This window comes from Streptomyces pseudovenezuelae, assembly GCF_001513955.1.
Taxonomy (GTDB): domain Bacteria; phylum Actinomycetota; class Actinomycetes; order Streptomycetales; family Streptomycetaceae; genus Streptomyces; species Streptomyces pseudovenezuelae.
Genome location: NZ_KQ948144.1, coordinates 830,827 through 852,084, shown reverse-complemented (window position 1 = coordinate 852,084; position 21,258 = coordinate 830,827). Strand labels below are relative to the sequence as shown.

Below are 21,258 nucleotides of genomic sequence, written 5' to 3'. Positions count from 1 at the left end.
GGGCGGGACCTGCCCGGAACCTCACTTGCCGGGGCACTCCTTCCACGCCATGTGGTAGACGGTGCTGATGTCGCCGTCGGTCGAGTCCATCGTCATGAAGCTGACCTTGGACGGCGAGGAGGTGCCCACGTTCACGCGGACCTCCGTGTTGATGTTGAAGTTGCGCTGGACCCCGCAGGGCGCCCAGACCAGCTGGGCCCAGTCGGTGGTGTCGGTCGCCTGCCAGTTGTCGTTGTAGGCGCCGGGGAAGGTGTGGGTCTTGGCGGCCGTCTGCGGGGAGCCCTGGAAGTAGTACGAGGCCCGCTGGACGCCGCTCGCGCCGGCCTGGAGCGAGGCGAAGCCCCGGTAGTCCGCGCTGGCGATGGCGTACGTGAAGCCCGACGGGACGTGGACGAGCAGGTTGAGCTGGCAGTTCTTGCGGAACGCCGTGGGGTCGGAGTTGCCGCCGACCTGGGCGAGGTAGTCGCTGTAGGTGACCGTGAACGCGGTGTTGTCCTCGGAGACCGCGACGGCCGCCGTGCCCGCGGGACAGCCCGAGCCGTTCACCGTGGCGACCTTGATGACGATCTTGTCCGGGGGCGGGTCCTCGAACCCGCCGGACGGGTTGTGCGCGGGCATCGCCGCGGCGACGAGGGCGGCGACGGCGCCGCCCAGGAACAGTCCACTTGCCATGGGGGGTCTCTCCTCTGCGCTGTTGTTGAAGCGTGGAGAACCTGTGTGGTTTCTGTGAAGCACCGCGGCGATCGAATCGTAGGGAGCACCCTGTGACCCCGCCAGAGCGAACTCCAGCCATTTCAGGGATGGCTGAACTCACGTGTGAACAAAGCCAGTTGGGCGGCTACCGCCTCGGGCCGGCGACGGTGTACGCGGTGAGGCCGACGATCGTGAGGACCAGGGCTGTCCAGGTGCCCGCTGCCGTGCCGGGAGGCAGCAGCATCCACATCACCACGTGCATCGGCACACTCGTCGGGGGCGGGGCGAAGAACACCAACGAGAGCCAGGCGAACGGCAGCGTCCATGCGTACTGGCCGCCCGAGAGCGCCGCGCCGAGAGCGACCAGGCCCATCAGGCCCGCGCTGTCCCGCACGACGAACGCGGTGGTGGCCATGGACACACCCATGGTCTGCACTGCCAGCAGCGCGGCGGCGACGACCGCGCCGGCGAGCAGCACGTGCGCCGCTCTGCGGGGCATCCAGCGGATCGCGGCCGTCCGGTCCAGCGCGAGGTCCTGCCCGCCGAGCCCGACCGAGACGGCCGTCGCCCCCGTGGCGAGGACGAGCACGGGCAGCCGCGGATCACCGGGCCCCGCGTCCTGGTCCCGGGCGAGCGCCCACACCGTCACCGCGCCGATCAGCACCGCGGCGAGCGCCGCGGGCACCTGACGCGAACGCGCGTACAACGTCAGCCATCTCACCGGGCCGCACCGCCGGACAGGGCGTCGAACGGGTCGCCCTCGCAGGAGAGCGCGGCGGCCCGCATCGCCCTGATCCGGGAGAGCTGCCCGGCCCGTGGCAGCGCCTTGAGTTCCCGCCACACCGGGCGGGTCTCGGCCTCGATCTCGCCGCGCATACGTCCCGACGCGGCGCCGAGCGGCTTGAGGTCCCCGAGGACCCAGCCCAGCGCGACGGTCTGCGCGTATTCGTCTCCCCCGAAGCCGCTCCAGCCGACGGGGGTGCACCCCGGCACCATGCCCTTGGCGATCAGGGCCCAGGTCAGCTCCTCGCCCTTGGCGGTGGCGATGATGTCGTCGTCGAAGTCGAAGAGCACGGTCCCGCGTGACCACCGCGGCGTGGAGCCCTCCGGCAGTACGGCGGTGTTCTCCCGGACCGAGTCCGGTGCCTGATCACCGAGGGCACCGCGCAGCCGGCGCAGCGCCTCCTTGCCGGGGCCCGCGAGGTCCGCGAGCCGGGCCTGCTGCGTCCTCGTCACGCACACCGGGCCGTCGCACACCAGCTCCGCGGCGGCCTTGTCGACGACGTACATCCGGCGCGCGTCGGCCGGCAGGACGAGCAGGGCGATCACCGCACCCGCCAGGACGGGCGTCAGGGCGATCAGCCGGGCGCGCGGGGTCGCGGCGACGAGCAGGGCGAGGCCGGTCGCGGCCATACCGAGCAGCCAGATCGTCTGCCCGACGTGCACGGGGGCGGACAGCGTGACGAACGCCTCGCGCACATCGTCCAGCGTCGGTGACAGCAGCGAGATCCGGTTCGGCTCGCTGCTCGTCAGCCCGTCCGCCGTGCTGGTGTCCGTCCGGCCCAGGGACATGTGCATCAGGGCGGTGAACACGAAGGCGGCCATGGCAAGCGCCGGCGGGGTGAGCGGCGACGGCAGGGCCCGCGCGGCTCCCATGCCCAGCACCGCCCCCGCCACCAGGAAGAGCACCCCCACCAGCGAGACGGGCAGCCACCCGAGGTGCGTGTACCCGGTGTGGGCGAGCACCTGGACCCCGCCCACGAGGACGAGCGACGCGAAGGCGCAGGCCAGCGTGATCGCCGTCGCGCCCGCGAGCGTGGCCGCGCGGTGCCGGGCGGGCCGGGGGGTGCTCGTCAGCAGCTCGGACATCGTCGAGCGGTGGTCGCGCAGTCCCTGCAGCGCCCCGAGCCCGATGACGAGCGGCCAGAGGTAGAAGAGCAGGGAGCGGGTCCTCATGGCCAGCGGCGTCCACTGGGCCGTCCACGCCGTGGTGCCGTTCCACCAGTCGCCGTGGAGCAGGTACAGGAACATCAGCGACGGCACCAGGACCACGACGCCGGCCCACCGGGCGACCGAACGCCTCAACTCGATGCGCAGTACGCGGCCGTTCACCAAGTCCCCCTCGTCTGCTCGGGGTTGAGCAGCAGGGCCGAGTAGCCGCGCTCCAGTGGGCTGTCACCCTCGTGTTCCGGACCGCCCACCGAGGCCAGCTCGTCCGGGGGCCCCTTGAAGACCAGCCGCCCCTCGGCGAAGAGCAGCACGTCGGCGCAGGCGGCGGCGACGTCCTCCACCAGGTGGGTCGAGACGAGCACGCAGGTGTCCGTGCCCAACTCCTGCAGCAGTTCACGGAAGCGCATCCGCTGCGCCGGGTCGAGGCCGACCGTGGGCTCGTCGAGGAGCAGGATCGTCGGGTCGTTGACGATGGCCTGGGCGATGCCGACCCGCCGCACCATGCCGCCCGACAGGGCCTTCATCCTCTCGTCGGCGCGGTCCGCCAGCCCCACCCGCTCCACGGCACGCTGCACCGCCGCGGGGATGCTCGCCTTGGGCACCTCCTTCAGCCACGCCATGTACTCGACGAACTCGCGCACCGTGAAGCGCTTGTAGTAGCCGAACTCCTGCGGCAGATAGCCGATCCGGCGGCGCACCGCCCGGTGCTCGCCCATGCCGCCCACGGACTCGCCGAACAGTTCCAGGCTGCCCTCGGTGGGGCGCAGCACGGTGGCCAGCGTCCTGATGAGGGTGGTCTTGCCCGCCCCGTTGGGGCCGAGGAGTCCATGGACGCCGATGCCCAGCGAGAGGTCGAGACCGTCGACGGCCATCCGTTTCCTGCCGACCCTGACCTTCAGCCCGGTGGCCCGGATCTCCCAGGCGTGGGCCGTCGGTGCGATGTCGGCCGTGCTCACGGCAGACGTCATGGAGTGTTCCTCTCCTGTGTTCTTCCCGTGGGTCATCGATGAGCTCCCAGCAGGGTGTACGCGCCTCTGCGGGCGGTCACGACAGCGAGACCGAGTGCGAGGATCAGCCCCCACGCGGGCAGCCCGTCCGTCTGCAGGGCGAAGGTCGTACGGCTGGTGACCACGGTGGGCGCCACGACCACAGCGGCCCACACGGCGGCCAGCACGAAGGCGGCGCGGGTCACACCGATCACGCCGCCGAGCGCCAGGGTCGTCGCGGTGAAGGCCAGACAGGGCAGCAGCCACTGCACCACCATCACTCCCGTCGCCCAGCCGCCCACCAGCAGCGCGGGGACCACCACACCGAGCACCGACGCGGTGCGCCGCAGCACCAGGTGGAGCCCGCTCCTGGGCACCGAGGCCGTCAGTTCGTAGGCCGGGTCCAGGCCGCGCGACCAGGACGCCGCGACGCCGAGCACCGGCAGGACCGGCGCGAGCAGCAGCACCAGCGACACCTCGCCGGAGCCGGCGTAGACGCGGTCGAGCAGCAGGGTCAGCAGCGTGACGCCCACGGCCATGGCCAGCCACGGCACCATCGTGGGGGTCATCCATCTCGACAGCCGCGCCGACCAGCGCCGCCGGCGCGGCATCGTGGCGGTGACCGCGAGGCGGGGTTCGAGCCCCGACCACACGGTGTCGACGAGCCGCGCCACCTCGGGCGCCCCGGCGTCGACCGCGGCGGACAGCCCGTCACGGCACACCCGGCACGTCTCCAGATGCGCCTCCACGGCCCACACCTCGTCGGCGGAGAGGTCCGCGCCACCGCGTACGTATCCCTCGATGATTCGCTTCGACGCGTGTTCGGCACTCATGCCAGCGACCTCCGCATCTCGATACGGGCCCGGCGGGCACGGGTCTTGACCGTGCCCTCGGGCAGCCCGAGCAGGACCGCGGTCTCCCGGACGGACAGCCCGTCGAGCACCATGGCCTGCAGTACCTGTCTCAGCTCCGGTGCGAGGCGCCGCAGCGCGTCCCCGACGTCACCGCCGACGGTCTCGGCGAGCGCCAACTCCTCGGCGGCGGGCGCCCGGTCGGGCGGGGCGGCGGCCGGCGGCGGCTCCGCGTGGTGAGCCCTGCGCCGGAACGCGTCGACCAGACGGCGTGCCGCGATCGTCCACAGCCACCCGGTGGCCGTCCCCCCGACAGCGGTCCCGGCGAACGCGCCCGCCGCTCGCCACACCGCCAGGTAGGTCTCCTGCATGACCTCCGCGACGATCTGCTCGTCCCCGCACCGGCGGCGCAGCCTCACCACCATCCACGGCGACGTACGCCGGTACAGCTCCTCGAACGCGGCACGGTCGCCTTTGGCCACCAGCCGGACGAGACGCTCCTCGTCCAGCTCGTGCAGCGCTGCTCTGACTGATCTCACACCTGCTAGACGCCCGGCCCCGGCGACAGGTTTTCCCCTCGCCGTGATCCACGTCACACCGACAGGCGGAGCCCCCGGAGGGTTCTCTACCTCAGGGGTTCTCCCACGCGGCCGGCTCGGCCGCGAGCCGCTGTACCGGTTCGGGGAGTGCGTCGCCCGCGATGTCGGCGATGGTGACGCCCTCCAGGATCTTGCGGACGTTGGCCCGCAGGGCGATCCACAGCGGCAGCAAGGGCTGTGCGGAACCCGTGTACTCCAGTCCGGTGGGCCGCTCGCCGCGCACCGACACGATCGGCCCGTCGACCGCGCGGATGACGTCCGCGACCGTGATGGCCGAGGCCTCCCGCGCGAGGCGGTAACCGCCGCCCCCGCCACGCCTGCTGTCGACGATCCCACCGCGCCGCAGATCGCCGAGAATCCCCTCCAGGAACTTGTGCGGAATGTCCTGGACCGCGGCGATGGCCTCGGCCTTCACCGGCTCCGTGTCCTGCCGCACGGCAAGCTCCAGCACCGCCCGTACCGCGTAGTCCGCCCGCGCAGAGATCCTCATACGACAATTGTGCGGCGTTCGGCCGGGGACAATGGCCACGCCACAATAGGCACACCACCCACACCCACGGACGGACTGGCGCTAGCGCGGCACGACCAGGAGGCGCTCCCTTGGAGCTGAGCAGACGTACATTCAGCGCCCTCGCCGGCACCACGGCGCTCGGCTTCGCGCTGAGCGGCAGTGGTGGGGAGACCACCCGGGCCTACGCCTCCCACAGCGTGCCCACCGGGCCGGCGCCCGGCGCCCCCGCCGCCGACCGGGCGCGCCACAAGGTCGGCTACGACAAGCACTCGCTGTTGGTCGACGGCCGGCGACTGGTGCTGTGGTCCGGCGAGATGCACCCGTTCCGGCTGCCCAGCCCGTCGCTGTGGCGGGACATCCTGCAGAAGATGCGCGCCCACGGCTTCAACGCGGTGAGCGTGTACGTGGCCTGGAACTACCACTCCCCCGGCCCCGGCCAGTACGACTTCACCGGCGTCCGCGACCTCGACCTGTTCCTGCGCACGGCCACCGAGACCGGCCTGTACGTGATCCTGCGCCCGGGCCCCTACATCAACGCCGAGGTCGACGGCGGCGGCTTCCCGGGCTGGCTGGCGGCGACCGCGGGCCGGGCCCGCACCTCCGACCCGGCCTATCTGTCGTACGTCGACGAGTGGCTGACCGAGGTGAACGCGATCGCCGGCCGGCACCTGTTCACCAAGGGGCGGGGCACGGTCCTGCTCTACCAGATCGAGAACGAGTACGACGCCTTCGTCGACGAGCCCCTGGGCCGCGACTACATGTCCCACCTGTACAAGAAGGTGCGCGCGGACGGGATCGACGTCCCGCTGTTCCACAACGACAAGGGCAGGAACGGCTACTGGACCCCGGGGTCCTTCAACACCGGCGGCGAGGAGCGCGGTTGGCTCTACGGCTTCGACGCGTACCCGCTGCCCTCCGAAGTGCCGCCCGACTGGGGGGACTTCGGGGAGGGCGGGCTGAAGGGCGGGGCCACGGCGAGTCCCGGCACACCCGGTTTCGTCCCGGAGTTCGGCGGGGGCTGGTTCGACTCCTGGGGCGGGGCCACCTTCGACGGCAAGGGGTACGCCGAGGCGCGGCGGACCCGGGACGCGGCCTACGAGCGGCGCTTCCAGCTCACCAACCTCGCCAACGGCATCACCGTGCACAACGTCTACATGACCTTCGGCGGCACCTCGTGGGGCTGGCTGCCCGCGCCGCAGGTCTACACGTCGTACGACTACGGGGCGGCGATCGACGAGGCGCGCAGGCAGACGCCGAAGCTCGCCCCGGCGCACCAGCTCGGCCATCTCCTCAGGACCGTCCCGGACTTCGCCAAGCTGGACCGGGCCGACGCGGTGCGGGCCGCGGACGAGCGGCTGAACGTGTACCACCTGACCAACCCGGACACCGGCTCCCATGTGTACGTCGTGCGCAACGACACCGACGCGCCGGTCACGACGTCGATCCCGGACGCCGGGATCGACGTGGCGTTCACCGTCGCCGCCCATGACGCCCGACTGCTCACCGCGGGCCTCCAGCTGGGCGGTCGCACGCTCAAGTACGCCACCGCGCAGCCCATGATGTGCCAGAAGGTCGGCCGGATGGACGTGGCCGTGTTCACGGCCCCGCACGGCGAGATGGCCCAGGTCCTCCTTGAGTGCCCGGAAGAGCCCCTGGTCACCCGGGGCGACGCGGAACCCGCGTGGAACTACGACCTCGGCGTCCTCAGGGTCACCGTGCCGATGGGCGTCGGCGGCCCGGCCCGGGTGCGGATCGAGGCCGGCGGCAGCGACACCCCGCTGCTGCTGATCTTCACCGACGACCCCGGCTCGCTGCGGCTGTTCCCGGTGGACACCCCGACCGGACCGGTCCTCGTGTACGGGCCCTCGCTGGTGCGTGAGGTCACCCTGGACGGCGCCACCGCCCATCTCACCGGCGACACCGTCGAGGGCACGGGCATGGAGGTGTGGGGGCCGCGCGGCATGGCCCGGATCACCTGGAACGGACGCCCATTGCGCACCTCGGTCACCCCCATGGGCAGCCTGCGCGCCGACATGCCGCCCACGCCCGGACAGCTCCCGATCCCCGCCGTGGCCGAGGTGCGACTGCCCGCGCTGAGCGGCTGGCGGCGCCGTACCGAGAACTTCGAGTCCCTCCCCGACTACGACGACTCCGGCTGGACCACCGCCGACCGCACGAGCTCGTACAGCGTCACCCCGGTCCCGAAGGGGCAGCCGGTCCTGTTCGCCGACGACTACGGCTTCCACTACGGCGACGTCTGGTACCGGGGTCGCCTGACGGACGCGGACGAGCTGGAGTCGGTGTCCCTGTCCTACAGCACGGGCACCCAGGGGCTGCTGATGGCGTGGCTGGACGGCGAGCCGCTGGGCACGCACCGGATGCCGGTGCCGGACAGGAGCACCGCGCGCAAGGGCAGTTGGACGGCGACGGCCGCCTTCGACGTGCCGCCGCCCGCCGGACAGGCACCGCGCGTCCTGTCCGTCCTGGTCCGGCGGATGGCGCACGACATGGACGGCCGCTCCAACGACTCCCACAAGACGGCCCGGGGGTTGACGGCGGCCACCTTCAAGGGCGGTTCCCCGAAGGCGAGTTGGCGCATCCAGGGCGAGACGGCGTCCGACCCGGTGCGCGGACCGCTCAACAACGGCGGACTGTACGGGGAGCGCAAGGGCTGGCATCTGCCGGGATTCACCGAAGAGCACTGGGAGGACACGGAGTTGCCGCGCGCCGACCGGCGCCAGGGGGTCACCTGGTACCGCACGACGTTCCGGCTCGCCGTGGACGCCGGCATCGACGCCTCCGTCGGCCTCGCCCTCGACGACGACCCGAAGCGCGCCTACCGCGTGCAGATCTTCCTCAACGGCTGGAACATGGGCCAGTACGTCAACGACGTGGGCCCGCAGCACCATTTCGTCCTCCCCAACGGCATCCTGCGCACCCGCGGCACCAACACCCTGGCGCTGGCGGTGCTGTCCGACGGGACGACGGAGTCCGGCCCCGGGGACGTACGGCTGAGACTGCTCGGGACATCGGCCGGAGGTCTGCCGGTCACGCCGGTGGACTCCCCCGGCCGCTAGCCTGATGTCCTTGAACTTTCGACCACCCGTACACGGAAAGGGTGACCCGCGATGCCGCTGAGCCCCGGCGATCCGGAGTCCATCGGCGGCTACACGCTGGTCGACCGGCTGGGCAGCGGCGGCATGGGGGTCGTCTACCTCGGCCGCTCGGACTCCGGGCGGCAGGTCGCGGTCAAGCTCGTGCACCCCGCGTACGCGCTGGACGAGGAGTTCCGCACCCGTTTCCGGCAGGAGGTCGCGGCGGCCCGCCGGGTCAGCGGGGCGTTCACGGCCCCGGTGGTGGACGCGGACCCGGACGCCCCGCAGCCGTGGATGGCGACCCTGTACGTCCCGGGCCGCACCCTCGCGGACGTCGTGGCCCGGGACGGCCCGCTGAGCGGAACCGCGCTGCGGGTGCTCGCACTGGGCCTCGTCGAGGCGCTGCGGGACATCCACCGGGTCGGCATGGTGCACCGGGACCTCAAGCCGAGCAACGTCCTGATGGCCGAGGACGGCCCCCGGGTCATCGACTTCGGCATCTCGTACGCCGTCGACAACGAGGCGCTCACCATGACGGGCCGGCTGATCGGCACGCCGCCCTTCATGTCCCCGGAGCAGTTCGCCGCGCCGCGCGAGGTCACCGGGGCCTCGGACGTCTTCTCGCTCGGGTCCCTGCTGGTCTACGCGGCCACCGGCAGCCGCCCGTTCGACGGCAGCAGCCCGTATTTGACGGGCTATCAGGTGATGTACGAGCCGCCGGCCCTGGACGGGGTCGCACCACCACTGCGAGGCATCGCCGAACGCTGCCTGGACAAGGACCCGGCGGCCCGGCCGGAACTGGGTGAACTGCGCGAGCTGCTGCGGGCGTTGCCGGAGTCCGACGCCCCGGCCGCGGCCCCGGCGGCCGTACCGGACCCGCCGGGCCCCGCCGGCTCCGCGGCGACCCACCACCAGGTAGCCCGAGCGGGCGGCGAGGGCGGGCGCGCGGGCCGCGCGTCCCGGCGGCGCGTCCTCGTGGCTCTCGGCGCGGCCCTGGCCGTCGCCGGGCTGGGCATCGCGGCGGTGCGGGCCGGGTCGGCCATGGAGAGCGCGTCACCGTCACCGGGCGAGCAGGCCTCCGCCTCGCCCGCGCCGGCCGCCCCCGCGTCCGTGACCCTTCCGCCCGAGCACGTGCCCTGGGACTACCAGATCGGCGGCGCCTACCCGCCCGCTGCCGGTGTCCGCGTGGTGAGCCGCAGCCACGAGGACGCGCCCGTGCCGGGGCTCTACAACATCTGCCACATCAACGCCTTCCAGGCGGAGTCGGACGAGGAGAGCGACTGGGACGCCGACCTGCTGCTGCGCGACACCGGCGGGAAGGTCGTCCACGACACGGACTGGGACGAGGCCGTCCTGGACATCCGTACGGCCGCCAGGCGCGAGCGCGTCGCCGCCCGGCTGGACACCTGGATCGACGGCTGCGCGGCCAAGGGCTACCAGGCCCTGGAGCCCGACAACTACGACTCCTTCACCCGCTTCCCGTCGTACCTCAAGGCCGCCCAGGCCGAGGCCTTGATGAAGCTGGTGGTGGCGCACGCCCACGCGAAGGGGCTGGCGGTCGCGCAGAAGAACACCGCGGAGCTCGTCCCCGACCGCGCCTCGATCGGCCTGGACTTCGCCATCGCCGAGGAGTGCGCGGAGTACGACGAGTGCGGCACCTTCGCCGACGCCTTCGACGACCACGTCCTGGTGGTCGAGTACACGAAGAGAGGTCTCGCCACCGCGTGCGCCGGCTGGAGCAGGACGCTCAGCGTGGTGCGCCGGGACGAGGAGGTCGTGCCCGAGGGCGCCGACGGGTTCGTGCGCGAAACCTGCTGACGCCCTCGGGGACCGGCCGGTTCAGCCCAGCCGGATCATGTTCCAGGACAGCGGCTCCAGTACGGCGGTGAGGGTGCCGTCCGTCAGCGCGGTGCCCTCGGCCGCGTGCGGGGCGACCCGCTCGGGGGCGTCCAGGGTGTTGCGGGCGTCCGGGTCGGCGTCGGCGAGGACGCTGTGCTCGACGACGCTCGTCAGGTCCAGCCCGCTCAGGGCGACTTCGAGCGGCAGGGACTCGGTCCGGCTGCGGTTGACGGCGAAGACGGTGACCGAGCCGTCCTCGGCGCGCACGGCGGTGGCGTGCAGGAGGTCCGTCTCGCCGAACTTCTTCGTGTCGTACGTCGGCGAGTCGACCCGTACGTCCAGGACCTCGCCGCGGCCGTACTTCGAGGCCTGGGCGAACGGGAAGAACGTCGTCTGGCGCCAGGCCGGGCCGCCCGGCTCGGTCATGATCGGGGCGATCACGTTGACCAGCTGGGCGAGACAGGCGACGGTGACGCGGTCGGCGTGCCGCAGCAGGGCGATGAGGAGGGAGCCGAAGACGACCGCGTCCAGGACGCTGTAGTTGTCCTCCAGGAGGCGGGGGGCCTCGGCCCAGTCCCGCGCGCCGGAGTTCTCGATCTCGTGCCACTCCGAGATGTACCAGACGTTCCACTCGTCGAAGGAGAGGTTGATCTTCTTCTTGGACTTGAGCCTGGCGCCGATGTGGTCGGCGGTGGCGACCACGTTCTCGATGAAGGACTCCATGTCGACGGCCGAGGCCAGGAAGGAGTCGATGTCGCCGTTCTCGGGCTGGTAGTAGGCGTGCAGGGAGATGTGGTCGACGAGGTCGTACGTCTCGGCGAGGACCGTTGCCTCCCACTCGGCGAACGTGGGCATGGCCTGGCTGGAGGAGCCGCAGGCGACGAGTTCGACGCCGGGGTCGATCTGGCGCATCGCGCGGGCCGTCTCGGCGGCGATCCGGCCGTACTCCGTCGCCGTCTTGTGGCCGGTCTGCCAGGGGCCGTCCATCTCGTTGCCGAGACACCAGAGCTTGATGCCGAAGGGGTCCTTGTCGCCGTGGGCGACGCGGAGGTCGGAGAGGGCGGTGCCGGCCGGGTGGTTGGCGTACTCCTGGAGTTCGAGGGCCTCGGCGACCCCGCGGGTGCCGAGGTTGAGGGCCATCATCGGCTCGGCCTGGGGGCCGACCTTCTTCAGGAAGGCGATGTACTCGGAGAGGCCGAAGCGGTTGGTCTCGGTGGAGCGCCAGGCGAGGTCGAGGCGGCGGGGGCGGTCCTCCACCGGGCCGACGCTGTCCTCCCACTTGTAGCCCGAGACGAAGTTGCCGCCGGGGTAGCGGAGGGCGGTGACGCCGAGTTCGCGGACGAGGTCCAGGACGTCGGTGCGGATTCCGTCCTCGTCCGCGGAGGGGTGACCGGGCTCGAAGATGCCGGTGTAGACGCAGCGGCCGAGGTGCTCGACGAAGGAGCCGAACAGGCGGGGGTTCACTTCGCCGATCTTGAAGGCGGGGTCGAGGGTGAAGCGGGCGGTGGTGCTCATGGGGACCTTTCAGGAACGGAGTTACTTGACAACGGGCCAGTCGTGCACCCACCCGAGCCTGTTCAGGCCCAGCTTCGGTGTGCCGTTGTCCTCTGCGTCGTAGTAGTGGTAGGCCAGCCAGTCCTGGCCGCGGGTCCGGAAGACCGACTCGCCTCCCGTGCCGAGGTACCTCCCGTGTCCTGCCAGCAACAGGTCGCCGCCGCCCTCCAGCAGCGAGGTGCCCTTGCTGTCGGTGTACGGGCCGGTGATCGCCGTTGATCTGCCCACCCTGATCTTGTACGTGGAGTTCACCCCCGCACAACAGGCGTCGTACGACGCGAAGAGGTAGTAGTAGCGGCCGTGCCGCACCACGGACGGGCCCTCGACCGCGTACGGGGCGTCGGGGCGGGTGGCCAGGTGGTGGACGCCGGCGCCGGGGAGGGCCTTCCCGGTGACCGGGCTGAGTTCGACCATGCGGATGCCGGTCCAGTACGAGCCGAACGACATCCACAGCCTGCCGTCCGCCCGGACGATCGCCGGGTCGATGGCGTTCCAGGAGTCGGTGGTCCCGGAGGTGAAGACCTTGCCCTGGTCGGTCCAGGTCCCGGGCAGGCCGGACGGGGAGGTGGCCACGCCGATCGCGGAGTGGTTGGTGCCCCAGGACGACACGGCGTAGTACAGCCAGTACCGGCCGGCCCGGTAGGAGATGTCCGGCGCCCAGGGATCACCGGTGTCGTTGTACTCGAACCACCACGCGGGCGGCTCGGCGAAGGCGTTGCCCGCGTCGGACCAGTGCCTCAGGTCCTTCGAGAGACGGGCACCGATCACACCGCCGGTCGAGTAGGCCGCGTATCCGCCGGACTTGAGGGCGATGACGGCCGGGTCATGGATGATCTGCTGGCCGCTGATCGCAAGCGGGTCGGGATACCCGGTGTCCGCCTGAGCCGTGACCGGCAGCAGGGCGATGAGGGCAGCGGCCGCAACGACGACCACTCTGAGGCGCTTCACGGACGACTCCCTACGTGCCGTCGGTCACCGGTGAGGTCTGTGCTGTGCCACGAGGCGGTCACTGCCCCGCCAGACCCGTGTGGGCCACCCCCGCCACGATCTGGCGTTGGAAGAAGACGAACACGATGATCAGGGGGAGGCCTGCCATGAGGCCGCCGGCCATGAGTTGGGCCCACTGGATGCCGTAGGAGTTCATGACGGTCGCGATGCCGTTCGGCATGGTCATCAGGTCGGGGTTGTTGGTCACCATGTAGGGCCACAGGAAGTTGTTCCAGGAGGCGATGAAGGTGAAGATGCCGACCGCCGCCAGGGAGGGCCGGGCCAGCGGGACCACGATCGTGAAGAAGACCCGCCAGCGGCCCGCGCCGTCGATGAACGCGGCCTCCTCCAACTCGCGCGGGACGCCCTGGAAGAACTTGTAGAGGATGTAGACCATCGCGGCCGGCGCGCACTGGGGCAGGATCATGCCCCAGTACGTGTCGACCATCCCCATCTGCTGGACCGTGGTGAAGAGCGGGACGCCGAGGACGGCCGGGGAGATCATCAGGCCCGACATCACGATGCCCATCAGGACGCCCTTGCCGCGGAACTCGGTGCGGGCGAAGCCGTATCCGGCGAGGGCGCTGACCGTCAGCACGACGGAGGTGACGCAGACCGACACCACCAGGGAGTTGATGAACCAGTTGGTGATGTTGCCGGTCTCCCAGAGCGCCTTCCACGCCTGGGCCGTCCAGACCTTGGGCAGCCAGTGCGGCGGGATCTCGGCCGCCTCCGCCTCGGACTTGAGGGAGGTGAACAGCGCGGCCGCGATCGGCGCCACGAAGACGGCGGAGACGGCGACGCCGAGGAGGGTGAGGATGATCTGGCTGGGTGTCCAGGGCTTGCGGGTGCTCTTGCGGACCTGCACGGCGGTGGTCATCGGCCGCTCTCCTCACGGTTGCGCAGCAGCCACATCCGCGCCAGGGCGACGACTGCGATGATCACGAAGAAGATGATGGACATCGCGGAGGCGTAGCCCACGCGGTAGCTGGTGAAGCCCTGTTCGAGCGTGTACTGCACGAAGGAGCGGGTGCTGACCTCCGGCCCCGGCCCGAAGTCCATCATCACGACGGCCTGGTCGAAGAGCTGGAGCGAGGCGAGGATCTGGAGCGCGATCACCAGACCGGTGATGTTGCGCAGCATCGGCAGCGTGATGTGGACCATGCGGTGCCAGGCGTTCGCCCCGTCCAGCTTCGCGGCCTCGTAGAGGTGGTCGGGGATGCCCTGGAGGGCGGCGAGGTAGAGCAGGAAGCTGAAGCCGACGGTCCACCACAGGGTCTCGATGACGATGGCGAGCATCGCGTACGACTTGTCGGTGAGCCAGGGCGTGTCGAGCCCGAAGGTCTCGTTGATGAGGCCGATGCCCTGGGTGAACAGCCACTGGAACATGTTGGCGGCGACCGTCGAGGGCAGCAGGAACGGCACGAAGAAGCACAGCCGCCACAGCCACTTCCCGCGCTCGATGTGGTGGGCGAGCATCGCGAGCAGGAAGGCGAGAACCGTGATGCAGGGGACGACCAGCAGCGTGAAGTACGCGCTGTGGCCGAGCGCGTCCCACATCGCCGAGTCGTGCAGGGCCTCGCGGTAGTTGTCGAGACCGACGAAGTTCGCGGCGTCGCCGGAGATGTTGGCGTCCGTGAAGCTGAGGTAGACCCCCCGCAGCAGCGGCCAGATCACGAACAGCACGAAGAGCGCCAGGAACGGGGCGACGAACCAGCCCCCGTGCTGGAAGCCCTGCTTGCGGCGCACGGTCGCGACGGCGGTCGCGGTCCTGGCGCGGGCCGGTGCGGCGACGGCTCCGGTCGTCATGTGAGCGCTGGTCGTCATGCGACCGCACCTCCCTGCGCGGCGGTCCTGCCGTCCATCGGGTTCTTGGAGGCGAGGAGTCTGGTGAGGTGTCTCTTCATCGTCTGCGCCACCGACGCGGGCTTCGCGGAGCCCATCGTCGAGGAGACGACGACCGGGCCGAGGTCCTGGGCGAGCACACCGGTGGAGCCCGCGAACCACACCTTCGGCTCGGTGGCCTGGTGGTCCATGGCGCTCACGTACTCGTTCTGCGGGGTGAGCTTCTTGTACGCGGCCGTGGAGAGCGTCGGTGTGTACGCGGGGATGTGACCGCCGGCCGCCCACTGCAGGGCGTGCGTGACGACGTACGCGGCGAGTTCGTGGGCGCCCTCGTTGGTGGCGCCCCCGCGGCCCGCCTGGTGGGGCAGGACGAAGGCGTGCGACTCGGCGTGGGTGGCCTGCTTGCCGAAGACGGGCGGCAGCGGGGTCGCGCCGTAGTCCAGCTTCGCGCCGGAGAAGACCGGCACGGACCAGTTGCCCTCCCAGGTGAAGGGTGCGCCGTTGATGAACTGCTCGCCGGTGGGGGCGCCGGGGATGACGTACCCGTCGGTGACGTGGCGGCGGAGGAACTCCAGGACCTGGGTGGCCTTGTCGGGGTCGAAGAGGACCTCGGTGTTGTCGTCGTTGAACCACCGGCCGCCGAGCTGGGTGTAGAAGGCGACGAAGAACCACCACTGGAAGTTCTGGTCGTTGGTCCACAGGCCGATCGTCTGCAGGCCCTTCTTCTGGACCGCCCTGGCCTTCTTCAGGACGTCGAACCACTCGTCGGTGGAGGTGACCGGGATCATCCGGCCGTCGTCGCCGAGCAGGCCCGCCTTCTTCAGCACGTCCTTGCGGTAGAAGCAGAGCTGGACGTGGATGTCGAGCGGGAGGGCGTAGAGCTTGCCGTCGATGACGCCGCGCTTCCACAGCGCGGGGTTGTAGTCCTGTTCGCGTACGCCGTACTTGGCGAGCAGGCCGACGTCCCACGGGTCGAGCAGGCGGCCCGGTGAGAAGCCGGTGACCCGGCCCATGTGCATGACGCCGAGGTCGGGGGCGCGGTTGCCCGCGGCCGCCATGGCGAGCTTGGTGTAGAAGGGGTTGCCCCACTGGAGGGTGGAGTCCTTCACGTCGATGCCCGGATGGGCCTTCCGGAAGGCGTCCAGCATCGCGATCATGTTGGCGCCGTCGCCGCCGCTGAAGAGGTTCCAGTAGCGCACCCGGGTGTCCGCGCCGGAGGCGAGCGCGTCGGCGCCGGTGCCGAGGGCCGCGAAGCCGAAGCCGGCGGCGACGGTCAGTCCGCCGGCAGCGGAGAGAAGGTGCCGGCGGCTCAGGTCAGGTCGTCCCATTCCCTGCCCCATCCGTTCGATATCTCGAATTGCGCTCGTAACTTCGAACGGGACCGTAAGCAGGAAGCGCTTTCTCGTCAATGGGTCGCGCAGCAAAAAAGGATCGCGTGACGGGACCGGACGGGGCGCGTACTCTCGAACAGCCCGTCCTGTGGCGGCGGGAGAGTTCAGGGGGTGGGATGGACATAGCGGGTGCGCGCAGAAGTGCGGCCCGGATCGCCTCGGCGCTACGGCGCCCCCGTGCGACCCCGGCCATGCGCGATCTGGTCTCCGACCTCACCGACGCGGTCCGGGCCCGACTCCGTCCCCCGGCCGACGTGCCCGAGCTGTGCCGGATCCTGTGCCAGGAGATGAGCGGCCGCCGCGGCGGGCGGCCCGTCGACCTGCGTTTCGAACGGTTCCCCGACGAGATCGCGGTGACCGGACTGTGGGTGGAGTTCGAGGACTTCGACCTCGTCATCGTCGAGGAGCGGGCCGAGGAGATGCAGCAACTGGTCATCCTCGGCCATGAGTTGTGGCACCTGCACGCGGGCCACGCCCACCATCACGCGGCCGCCGCGGACGCGCTCGCCAACCGGCCGGGCTGGGACTCCGTCGCCCTGACCGTGGCCGCCCGCAACGGCTCCCGGGAGGCCGACGAGGCCGAGGCCGACGACTTCGGGCACCGGCTGGCGGCCGCCTTCCGGCCCTACGCGACCGGCCGGGGCAGCACCCCTCCCGGCCCCGTCCAGCGGTCCCTCGGCTACCGCCGGTCCGGAGGCAGGACACTGTGACGCCTCTCCACCTGGCCGAAGGCGCCGGTGGGTTCCTCACCGGGCTGTACATCTCCTTCTGGCTGCCCGCCCTGGTCCTGACCGCGGCCCTGGTGATCAAACTGCCCAGCATCCTCAAGCTGTGGCGGGACCCGCTGCTGCGGGCCGTGGGCGGCCTGCTGCTGTTCGCCTGCGCGGTCTTCGTCTTCGCGGCCCCCGGCACCATCGCCTGGACCAACCGCGTCACCGGCGTGCCCAACATCGCGGCGCCCTGGGTGTACTCCCTGCTCACCGCGCTGTCCGCGTCCTGGCTGCTGCTGGTCGTGCACTGGCGCAACGGCCACACCGACCGCCGGGAGCAGACGCGGCGCGCGACCCGCTGGGTGGTCTCGGTCTACGCGGGCGTGGTCGTCGCGCTGTGGGTGCTGTTCGCGCTCGCCGACGTGCCCGTGGAGCAGATCCGGGACCTGGACACCTACTACGCGAGCACGCCGTTCATGCGCGAGGAGATCCTGCTCTACCTCCTCGCGCACGCCGTGGCCTGCTCGATCACGACCCGGCTGGTGTGGAACTGGATCCGGACCGACGGCCTCGACGGCTGGCTGCGCTGGGGCCTGCGCTTCCTGGGCATCGGCTACGCGACGAACCTGCTCTTCGGCGCGGCCAAGCTGACCGCCGTGGTGGCCCGCTGGACCGGCCACGACCTGGACTGGCTGAACACCAACATCGCGCCCTCGGCCGCCTGCATCGCCGCCACCTTCGTCGCGATCGGCTTCATCGTCCCGCACGCCGGGCAGTACCTGCAGGACCGCTGGCTGGTGCGCCGCCGCTACCGGAGCCTGAAGCCGCTCGCCCGGCTGCTGCGGACCGTCGCCGGCGGCCGCGAACCGCTCGCCCTGCGGGCCACCGCCGAGATGCGGCTGATCCGCCGCGAGACCTACATCCGCGACGCGCTGCTGTACCTGTCCCGCTTCCTCGACGAGGACCTGCGCCGCCGGGCCTACGACGCCGCCCTCGCCCTCGGCCACGAGCGGGGCCGGGCGCAGGAGCTGGCGGCCGCGGTGACGATCGTGGACGCGGTCGAGACCCGCGGGCGCGCTCCGGACGGCGACGACCGGAGCGAGGCCGACACCACGTACCTGCTCCAGGAGATCCAGGCCGTCTCCGAGGCCCTGGGCCGCCCCGACGAGATCTCGGCGGTCCGTGTCCGTGCGGCCGTCCCGGCAGAGAGCGTCTCCACGCATGACTGAACCTCCCTCCCCCGCCAGAGTCGCCGTCGTCCTCGGGGGATCCCACACCGGCATGCTCGCGGCGCGGGCCCTGGCCGGTCCCGCCGACCGGGTCGTCGTCGTGGAGCGCGACGAGCTGCCCACGGCGCCCGCGCCCCGCAGGGGGCTCCCGCAGGCCCGGCACGCCCACATGCTCTGGTCGGGCGGCGTCCTGGCGATGGAGCGGCTGCTGCCGGGCATCACCCGCGCGCTGCTGGACGCCGGGGCGCGCCGGGCCCCGGTCACCACGGACATGGTCGTCCTCTCGCCGCGCGGCTGGTTCCGCCGCTGGCCCGAGTCGCACCACGTGATCCTGGCGAGCCGCGACCTGCTGGACGCCACCGTCCGGGCCCGCGTCCTCGCCGACGACCGGATCGAGCTGCTCGCGGGCACGGAGGTCCTGGGGCTCACGGGTGACGCGCGGGCGGTCACCGGGGTCCGGGTGCGGGAACGGGACGGCCGGGAGCGGACCCTCGCGGCCGGCCTGGTCGTGGACGCCACCGGCCGCGGCTCGAAGGCGCCCCGCTGGCTCACCGGCCTCGGGCTGCCGGCGCCGGAGCGGCGCGAGATCGACTCCGGCCTCGCGTACGCCAGTCGGCTCTACCTCGCGCCCGAGCAGGCCCGCGAGGGCTTCCCGGTGATCAACGTGCAGTCCGACCCGCGGGACGGCGGCCCCGGCCGGGCGGGTTTCCTGCTGCCCATCGAGGACGGCCGCTGGATCGTCACCCTCAACGGCACCCGGGGCGGCGAACCGGGCTCCGCAGCGGACGCCTTCCTCCCGTTCGCCCGCGAGAAGCTGCGGCACCCGCTCATCGGCGACCTCATCGCCCGCGCCGAGCCGCTGTCCGACGTCGCGGTCACCCGTGCGACCGTCAACCGCCGTCACTTCTACGAGCGGATGCCGGCCTGGCCGGAGGGCTTCACGGTCCTCGGCGACGCGGTCGCGGCGTACAACCCGCTCTACGGGCACGGGCTGGCCGTGGGAGCGCAGAGTGCTGTGCTGCTACGGGAGTTGACTGAGCGTCACGGGTTCGGCTCGCCCGGTCTCGCGCGCCGTGTGCAGCGGGCGGTGGCGCGGCCCGTCGGGGCGGCCTGGGATCTGGCCGGCGGACAGGACGTCTTCTACCCGGGGGCGACGCGGGAGGGGCCGACCTCGCGGGACCGGCTCGTGGCCGCGTACGTGTCGCGGCTCATGCACACGGCCACCGGGAACGGACGCGTCGCCCGCCGGGTGACGGACGTGACCTCGCTGGAGCGGCGGGCGGAGGTGCTGCTGGGGCCGTCCGTCCTGCTGGCGGCGCTGGTCGGGCCGCTCAAGCCGCCGCTCACCGCGCCGCCGCTGACCGCCGAGGAGCTGAAGAGGGCGGGGCTCCAGTAGTCAGCCGGTGAACGCCGGCTGCCTCAGGCCCTTGCCCGCTCCGGGCACCACCAGCAGCGAACCCGCCACCGGATGCGGGGCCGTGAGCCCCACGCGGGCCGTGGTGATGTAGAGGTCGGTCAGGTCGGGGCCGCCGAACGCGCACGCGGTGACGCGCGGGGCCGGGAGGGTGATCACCCGGTCCAGCTCGCCGTCAGGGGTGTACCGGCGGACCGCTCCCCCGTCCCACAGCGCGACCCAGACGCATCCGTCGGCATCGACGGTGAGGCCGTCGGGGAAGCCGGCGCCGTCCTCGACGGCGACGAAGGTGCGGCGGCCGGAGAGCTCCCCGTCCTCGTGGTCGAAGACGTCGATCCGCCGGGTGGGCGAGTCGACGTAGTACATGAGCCGGCCGTCCGGGCTCCAGCCGGTGCCGTTGCTGACGGCCACGTCGTCGAGGACGGTGCGGTGGGTGCCGTCACCCGTGATCCGGGACAGGGTGCCGCCGCCCGGTGCCTCGTCGTAGCGCATGGTGCCGGCCCACAGCGAACCGTCGGGGGCGACGGCGGCGTCGTTGGCCCGGCGGCCCGGGACGGGCTCGTGGTGGAGCCAGCGCAAGGAGCCGTCGGGGTCGAGGAGGGCGACGCCGTCGCGCAGGTTGAGGACGAGTCCGCCGCCTACGCGCGGCTTGACGGCACCGATGTGCTGGTCGAGCACGCGGACCGTGCGCTGCCCCGAGGCGGGGTCGTAGCTGTGGAGCCGGGCACCCAGGATGTCGATCCACAGCAGCCGCTCGCCGTCCCAGGTGGGCCCCTCGCCGAGGGTGGCCTCGGCGCGTACGGCGACGTCGAAGGTCGAGTGGCGGGTCATCCCACGCTCCGGTGGCCCAGGCGCTCGGACAGTTCGGCGGCGCCCTTGGCGGCCAGCTGCTCCAGCTCGCCGCGGCGGTCGTCGCTCCAGCGGATCATCGGCACGGAGATGGAGAGCGCGGCGACGACCTGGCCGGTGCGGTCGCGGACCGGGGCGGCGACGCAGGAGACGTCCGGGTTGGACTCCCGGTTCTCGACCGCGACCCCGCGCTGCCGGATCTCGTCGAGGGCCTCGCGCAGGGCCGCGGGGTCGGTGATGCTGTTGGGCGTCATGCCGACGAGCGGAGTGTCCTGCGGGATGCGGGAGGCGAGCTGCGGCTCGGGGAGGGAGGCGAGGAGCATCTTGCCGACGGAGGTGCAGTGCGCGGGCAGCCGCCGGCCGGCGGCCGACACCATCCGCACCGCGTGCGTCGAGTCGACCTTGGCGATGTAGATGACGTCGGTGCCCTCCAGGATCGCCACGTGCACGGTCTCGTCACAGGTCTCGGCGACGGACCGGGCGACCTGCTGGCCCTCGGCGGCGAGGTCGAGCTGCTCGGCGTACCGGCTGCCGAGCTGGTAGGGCCGCACCCCGAGCCGGTAGCGTCCCGGCTGGCCGGGAACCTGGACGATGTACGACCGGGCGGCGAGAGTGGTCACCAGCTCGTGCACGGTGGTGCGCGGCAGCTGGAGCTTGCGCACGATGTCGGGGGCGGAGAGAGTCCCGTCTCCGTCGAGGAAGAGCTCGAGAATGTCGAGAGCCCGGGTCACGGCAGGTACAAGGCGTCCCACAAC

At 71.7% G+C, this 21,258-nt stretch carries 19 protein-coding genes; 5 read left to right on the top strand and 14 right to left on the bottom strand.

Features of this window, described 5'->3' with window-relative positions:
• Positions 1-21 precede the first annotated feature (21 nt).
• The 7 genes from AQI94_RS03640 to AQI94_RS03610 form a co-directional block, all read right to left on the bottom strand.
• A complete protein-coding gene (locus tag AQI94_RS03640) occupies positions 22-672 on the bottom strand; it encodes a DUF4360 domain-containing protein (RefSeq protein ID WP_031048807.1) in 651 nt (216 codons plus the stop codon).
• Between the two features lie 166 nt (positions 673-838).
• A complete protein-coding gene (locus AQI94_RS03635; RefSeq protein ID WP_031048805.1) occupies positions 839-1,414 on the bottom strand; it encodes a hypothetical protein in 576 nt (191 codons plus the stop codon).
• Positions 1,411-2,805 carry a hypothetical protein gene (locus tag AQI94_RS03630; protein WP_031048804.1) on the bottom strand — a complete coding sequence of 465 codons (1,395 nt, stop codon included), beginning with the start codon at positions 2,803-2,805 and terminating at the stop codon, positions 1,411-1,413. Before AQI94_RS03630 ends, AQI94_RS03635 begins: the two co-directional genes overlap by 4 nt.
• Positions 2,802-3,611 (bottom strand): ABC transporter ATP-binding protein, encoded by an 810-nt coding sequence (locus tag AQI94_RS03625; protein ID WP_031048803.1) that lies wholly within the window; start codon positions 3,609-3,611, stop codon positions 2,802-2,804. The genes AQI94_RS03630 and AQI94_RS03625 overlap by 4 nt, the downstream gene beginning before the upstream one ends.
• 32 nt (positions 3,612-3,643) lie before the next feature.
• Positions 3,644-4,462 carry a zf-HC2 domain-containing protein gene (locus tag AQI94_RS03620; protein WP_031048802.1) on the bottom strand — a complete coding sequence of 273 codons (819 nt, stop codon included), beginning with the start codon at positions 4,460-4,462 and terminating at the stop codon, positions 3,644-3,646.
• Positions 4,459-5,019, bottom strand: a complete 561-nt coding sequence (locus tag AQI94_RS03615; protein WP_079062530.1) for an RNA polymerase sigma factor — start codon at positions 5,017-5,019, stop codon at positions 4,459-4,461. The genes AQI94_RS03620 and AQI94_RS03615 overlap by 4 nt, the downstream gene beginning before the upstream one ends.
• Before the next feature lie 91 nt (positions 5,020-5,110).
• Positions 5,111-5,569: an RrF2 family transcriptional regulator gene (locus AQI94_RS03610; protein ID WP_031061958.1), complete on the bottom strand. Its 459-nt coding sequence runs from the start codon at positions 5,567-5,569 to the stop codon at positions 5,111-5,113.
• A gap of 110 nt (positions 5,570-5,679) precedes the next feature.
• Between AQI94_RS03610 and AQI94_RS03605 the strand changes: the two genes are divergently transcribed.
• Together AQI94_RS03605 and AQI94_RS42475 are read left to right on the top strand one after the other, a co-directional pair.
• Positions 5,680-8,667 (top strand): glycoside hydrolase family 35 protein, encoded by a 2,988-nt coding sequence (locus AQI94_RS03605; protein ID WP_062229579.1) that lies wholly within the window; start codon positions 5,680-5,682, stop codon positions 8,665-8,667.
• Positions 8,668-8,718: 51 nt separating this feature from the next.
• Complete coding sequence (locus tag AQI94_RS42475) at positions 8,719-10,503, top strand: endo alpha-1,4 polygalactosaminidase (RefSeq protein WP_062229578.1); 1,785 nt, start codon at positions 8,719-8,721, stop codon at positions 10,501-10,503.
• Between the two features lie 21 nt (positions 10,504-10,524).
• Here AQI94_RS42475 and arfA read toward each other — a convergent pair whose 3' ends face one another.
• From arfA to AQI94_RS03575, 5 genes are read right to left on the bottom strand one after another with little or no spacing between them, the layout of a single operon-like run.
• The gene (gene arfA, locus AQI94_RS03595; protein ID WP_031044649.1) at positions 10,525-12,039 is read right to left on the bottom strand and encodes an arabinosylfuranosidase ArfA; all 1,515 of its coding nucleotides are present in this window, start codon (positions 12,037-12,039) and stop codon (positions 10,525-10,527) included.
• Positions 12,040-12,060: 21 nt separating this feature from the next.
• Positions 12,061-13,026, bottom strand: a complete 966-nt coding sequence (locus tag AQI94_RS03590; protein WP_031044653.1) for an arabinan endo-1,5-alpha-L-arabinosidase — start codon at positions 13,024-13,026, stop codon at positions 12,061-12,063.
• A gap of 58 nt (positions 13,027-13,084) precedes the next feature.
• Positions 13,085-13,945 (bottom strand): carbohydrate ABC transporter permease, encoded by an 861-nt coding sequence (locus AQI94_RS03585; RefSeq protein WP_031044658.1) that lies wholly within the window; start codon positions 13,943-13,945, stop codon positions 13,085-13,087.
• Positions 13,942-14,892 carry a carbohydrate ABC transporter permease gene (locus AQI94_RS03580; protein ID WP_031044660.1) on the bottom strand — a complete coding sequence of 317 codons (951 nt, stop codon included), beginning with the start codon at positions 14,890-14,892 and terminating at the stop codon, positions 13,942-13,944. The genes AQI94_RS03585 and AQI94_RS03580 overlap by 4 nt, the downstream gene beginning before the upstream one ends.
• A complete protein-coding gene (locus AQI94_RS03575) occupies positions 14,889-16,238 on the bottom strand; it encodes an extracellular solute-binding protein (RefSeq protein WP_031044663.1) in 1,350 nt (449 codons plus the stop codon). The genes AQI94_RS03580 and AQI94_RS03575 overlap by 4 nt, the downstream gene beginning before the upstream one ends.
• 179 nt (positions 16,239-16,417) lie before the next feature.
• On the opposite strand from AQI94_RS03575, the gene AQI94_RS03570 reads away from it, so the two are divergent.
• Genes AQI94_RS03570 through AQI94_RS03560 form a run of 3 tightly spaced genes read left to right on the top strand, consistent with a single transcriptional unit; the run spans position 16,418 to position 19,636 of the window.
• Complete coding sequence (locus AQI94_RS03570) at positions 16,418-17,011, top strand: hypothetical protein (RefSeq protein WP_031044664.1); 594 nt, start codon at positions 16,418-16,420, stop codon at positions 17,009-17,011.
• A complete protein-coding gene (locus AQI94_RS03565; RefSeq protein WP_051832176.1) occupies positions 17,008-18,240 on the top strand; it encodes an MAB_1171c family putative transporter in 1,233 nt (410 codons plus the stop codon). Before AQI94_RS03570 ends, AQI94_RS03565 begins: the two co-directional genes overlap by 4 nt.
• Positions 18,233-19,636, top strand: coding sequence for an NAD(P)/FAD-dependent oxidoreductase (locus tag AQI94_RS03560; protein WP_031044669.1), 1,404 nt, complete (start codon positions 18,233-18,235; stop codon positions 19,634-19,636). Before AQI94_RS03565 ends, AQI94_RS03560 begins: the two co-directional genes overlap by 8 nt.
• Here AQI94_RS03560 and AQI94_RS03555 read toward each other — a convergent pair whose 3' ends face one another.
• Complete coding sequence (locus AQI94_RS03555; RefSeq protein WP_031044672.1) at positions 19,637-20,485, bottom strand: SMP-30/gluconolactonase/LRE family protein; 849 nt, start codon at positions 20,483-20,485, stop codon at positions 19,637-19,639.
• Positions 20,482-21,255: an IclR family transcriptional regulator gene (locus AQI94_RS03550; protein WP_031044675.1), complete on the bottom strand. Its 774-nt coding sequence runs from the start codon at positions 21,253-21,255 to the stop codon at positions 20,482-20,484. The genes AQI94_RS03555 and AQI94_RS03550 overlap by 4 nt, the downstream gene beginning before the upstream one ends.
• Positions 21,256-21,258 lie beyond the last annotated feature (3 nt).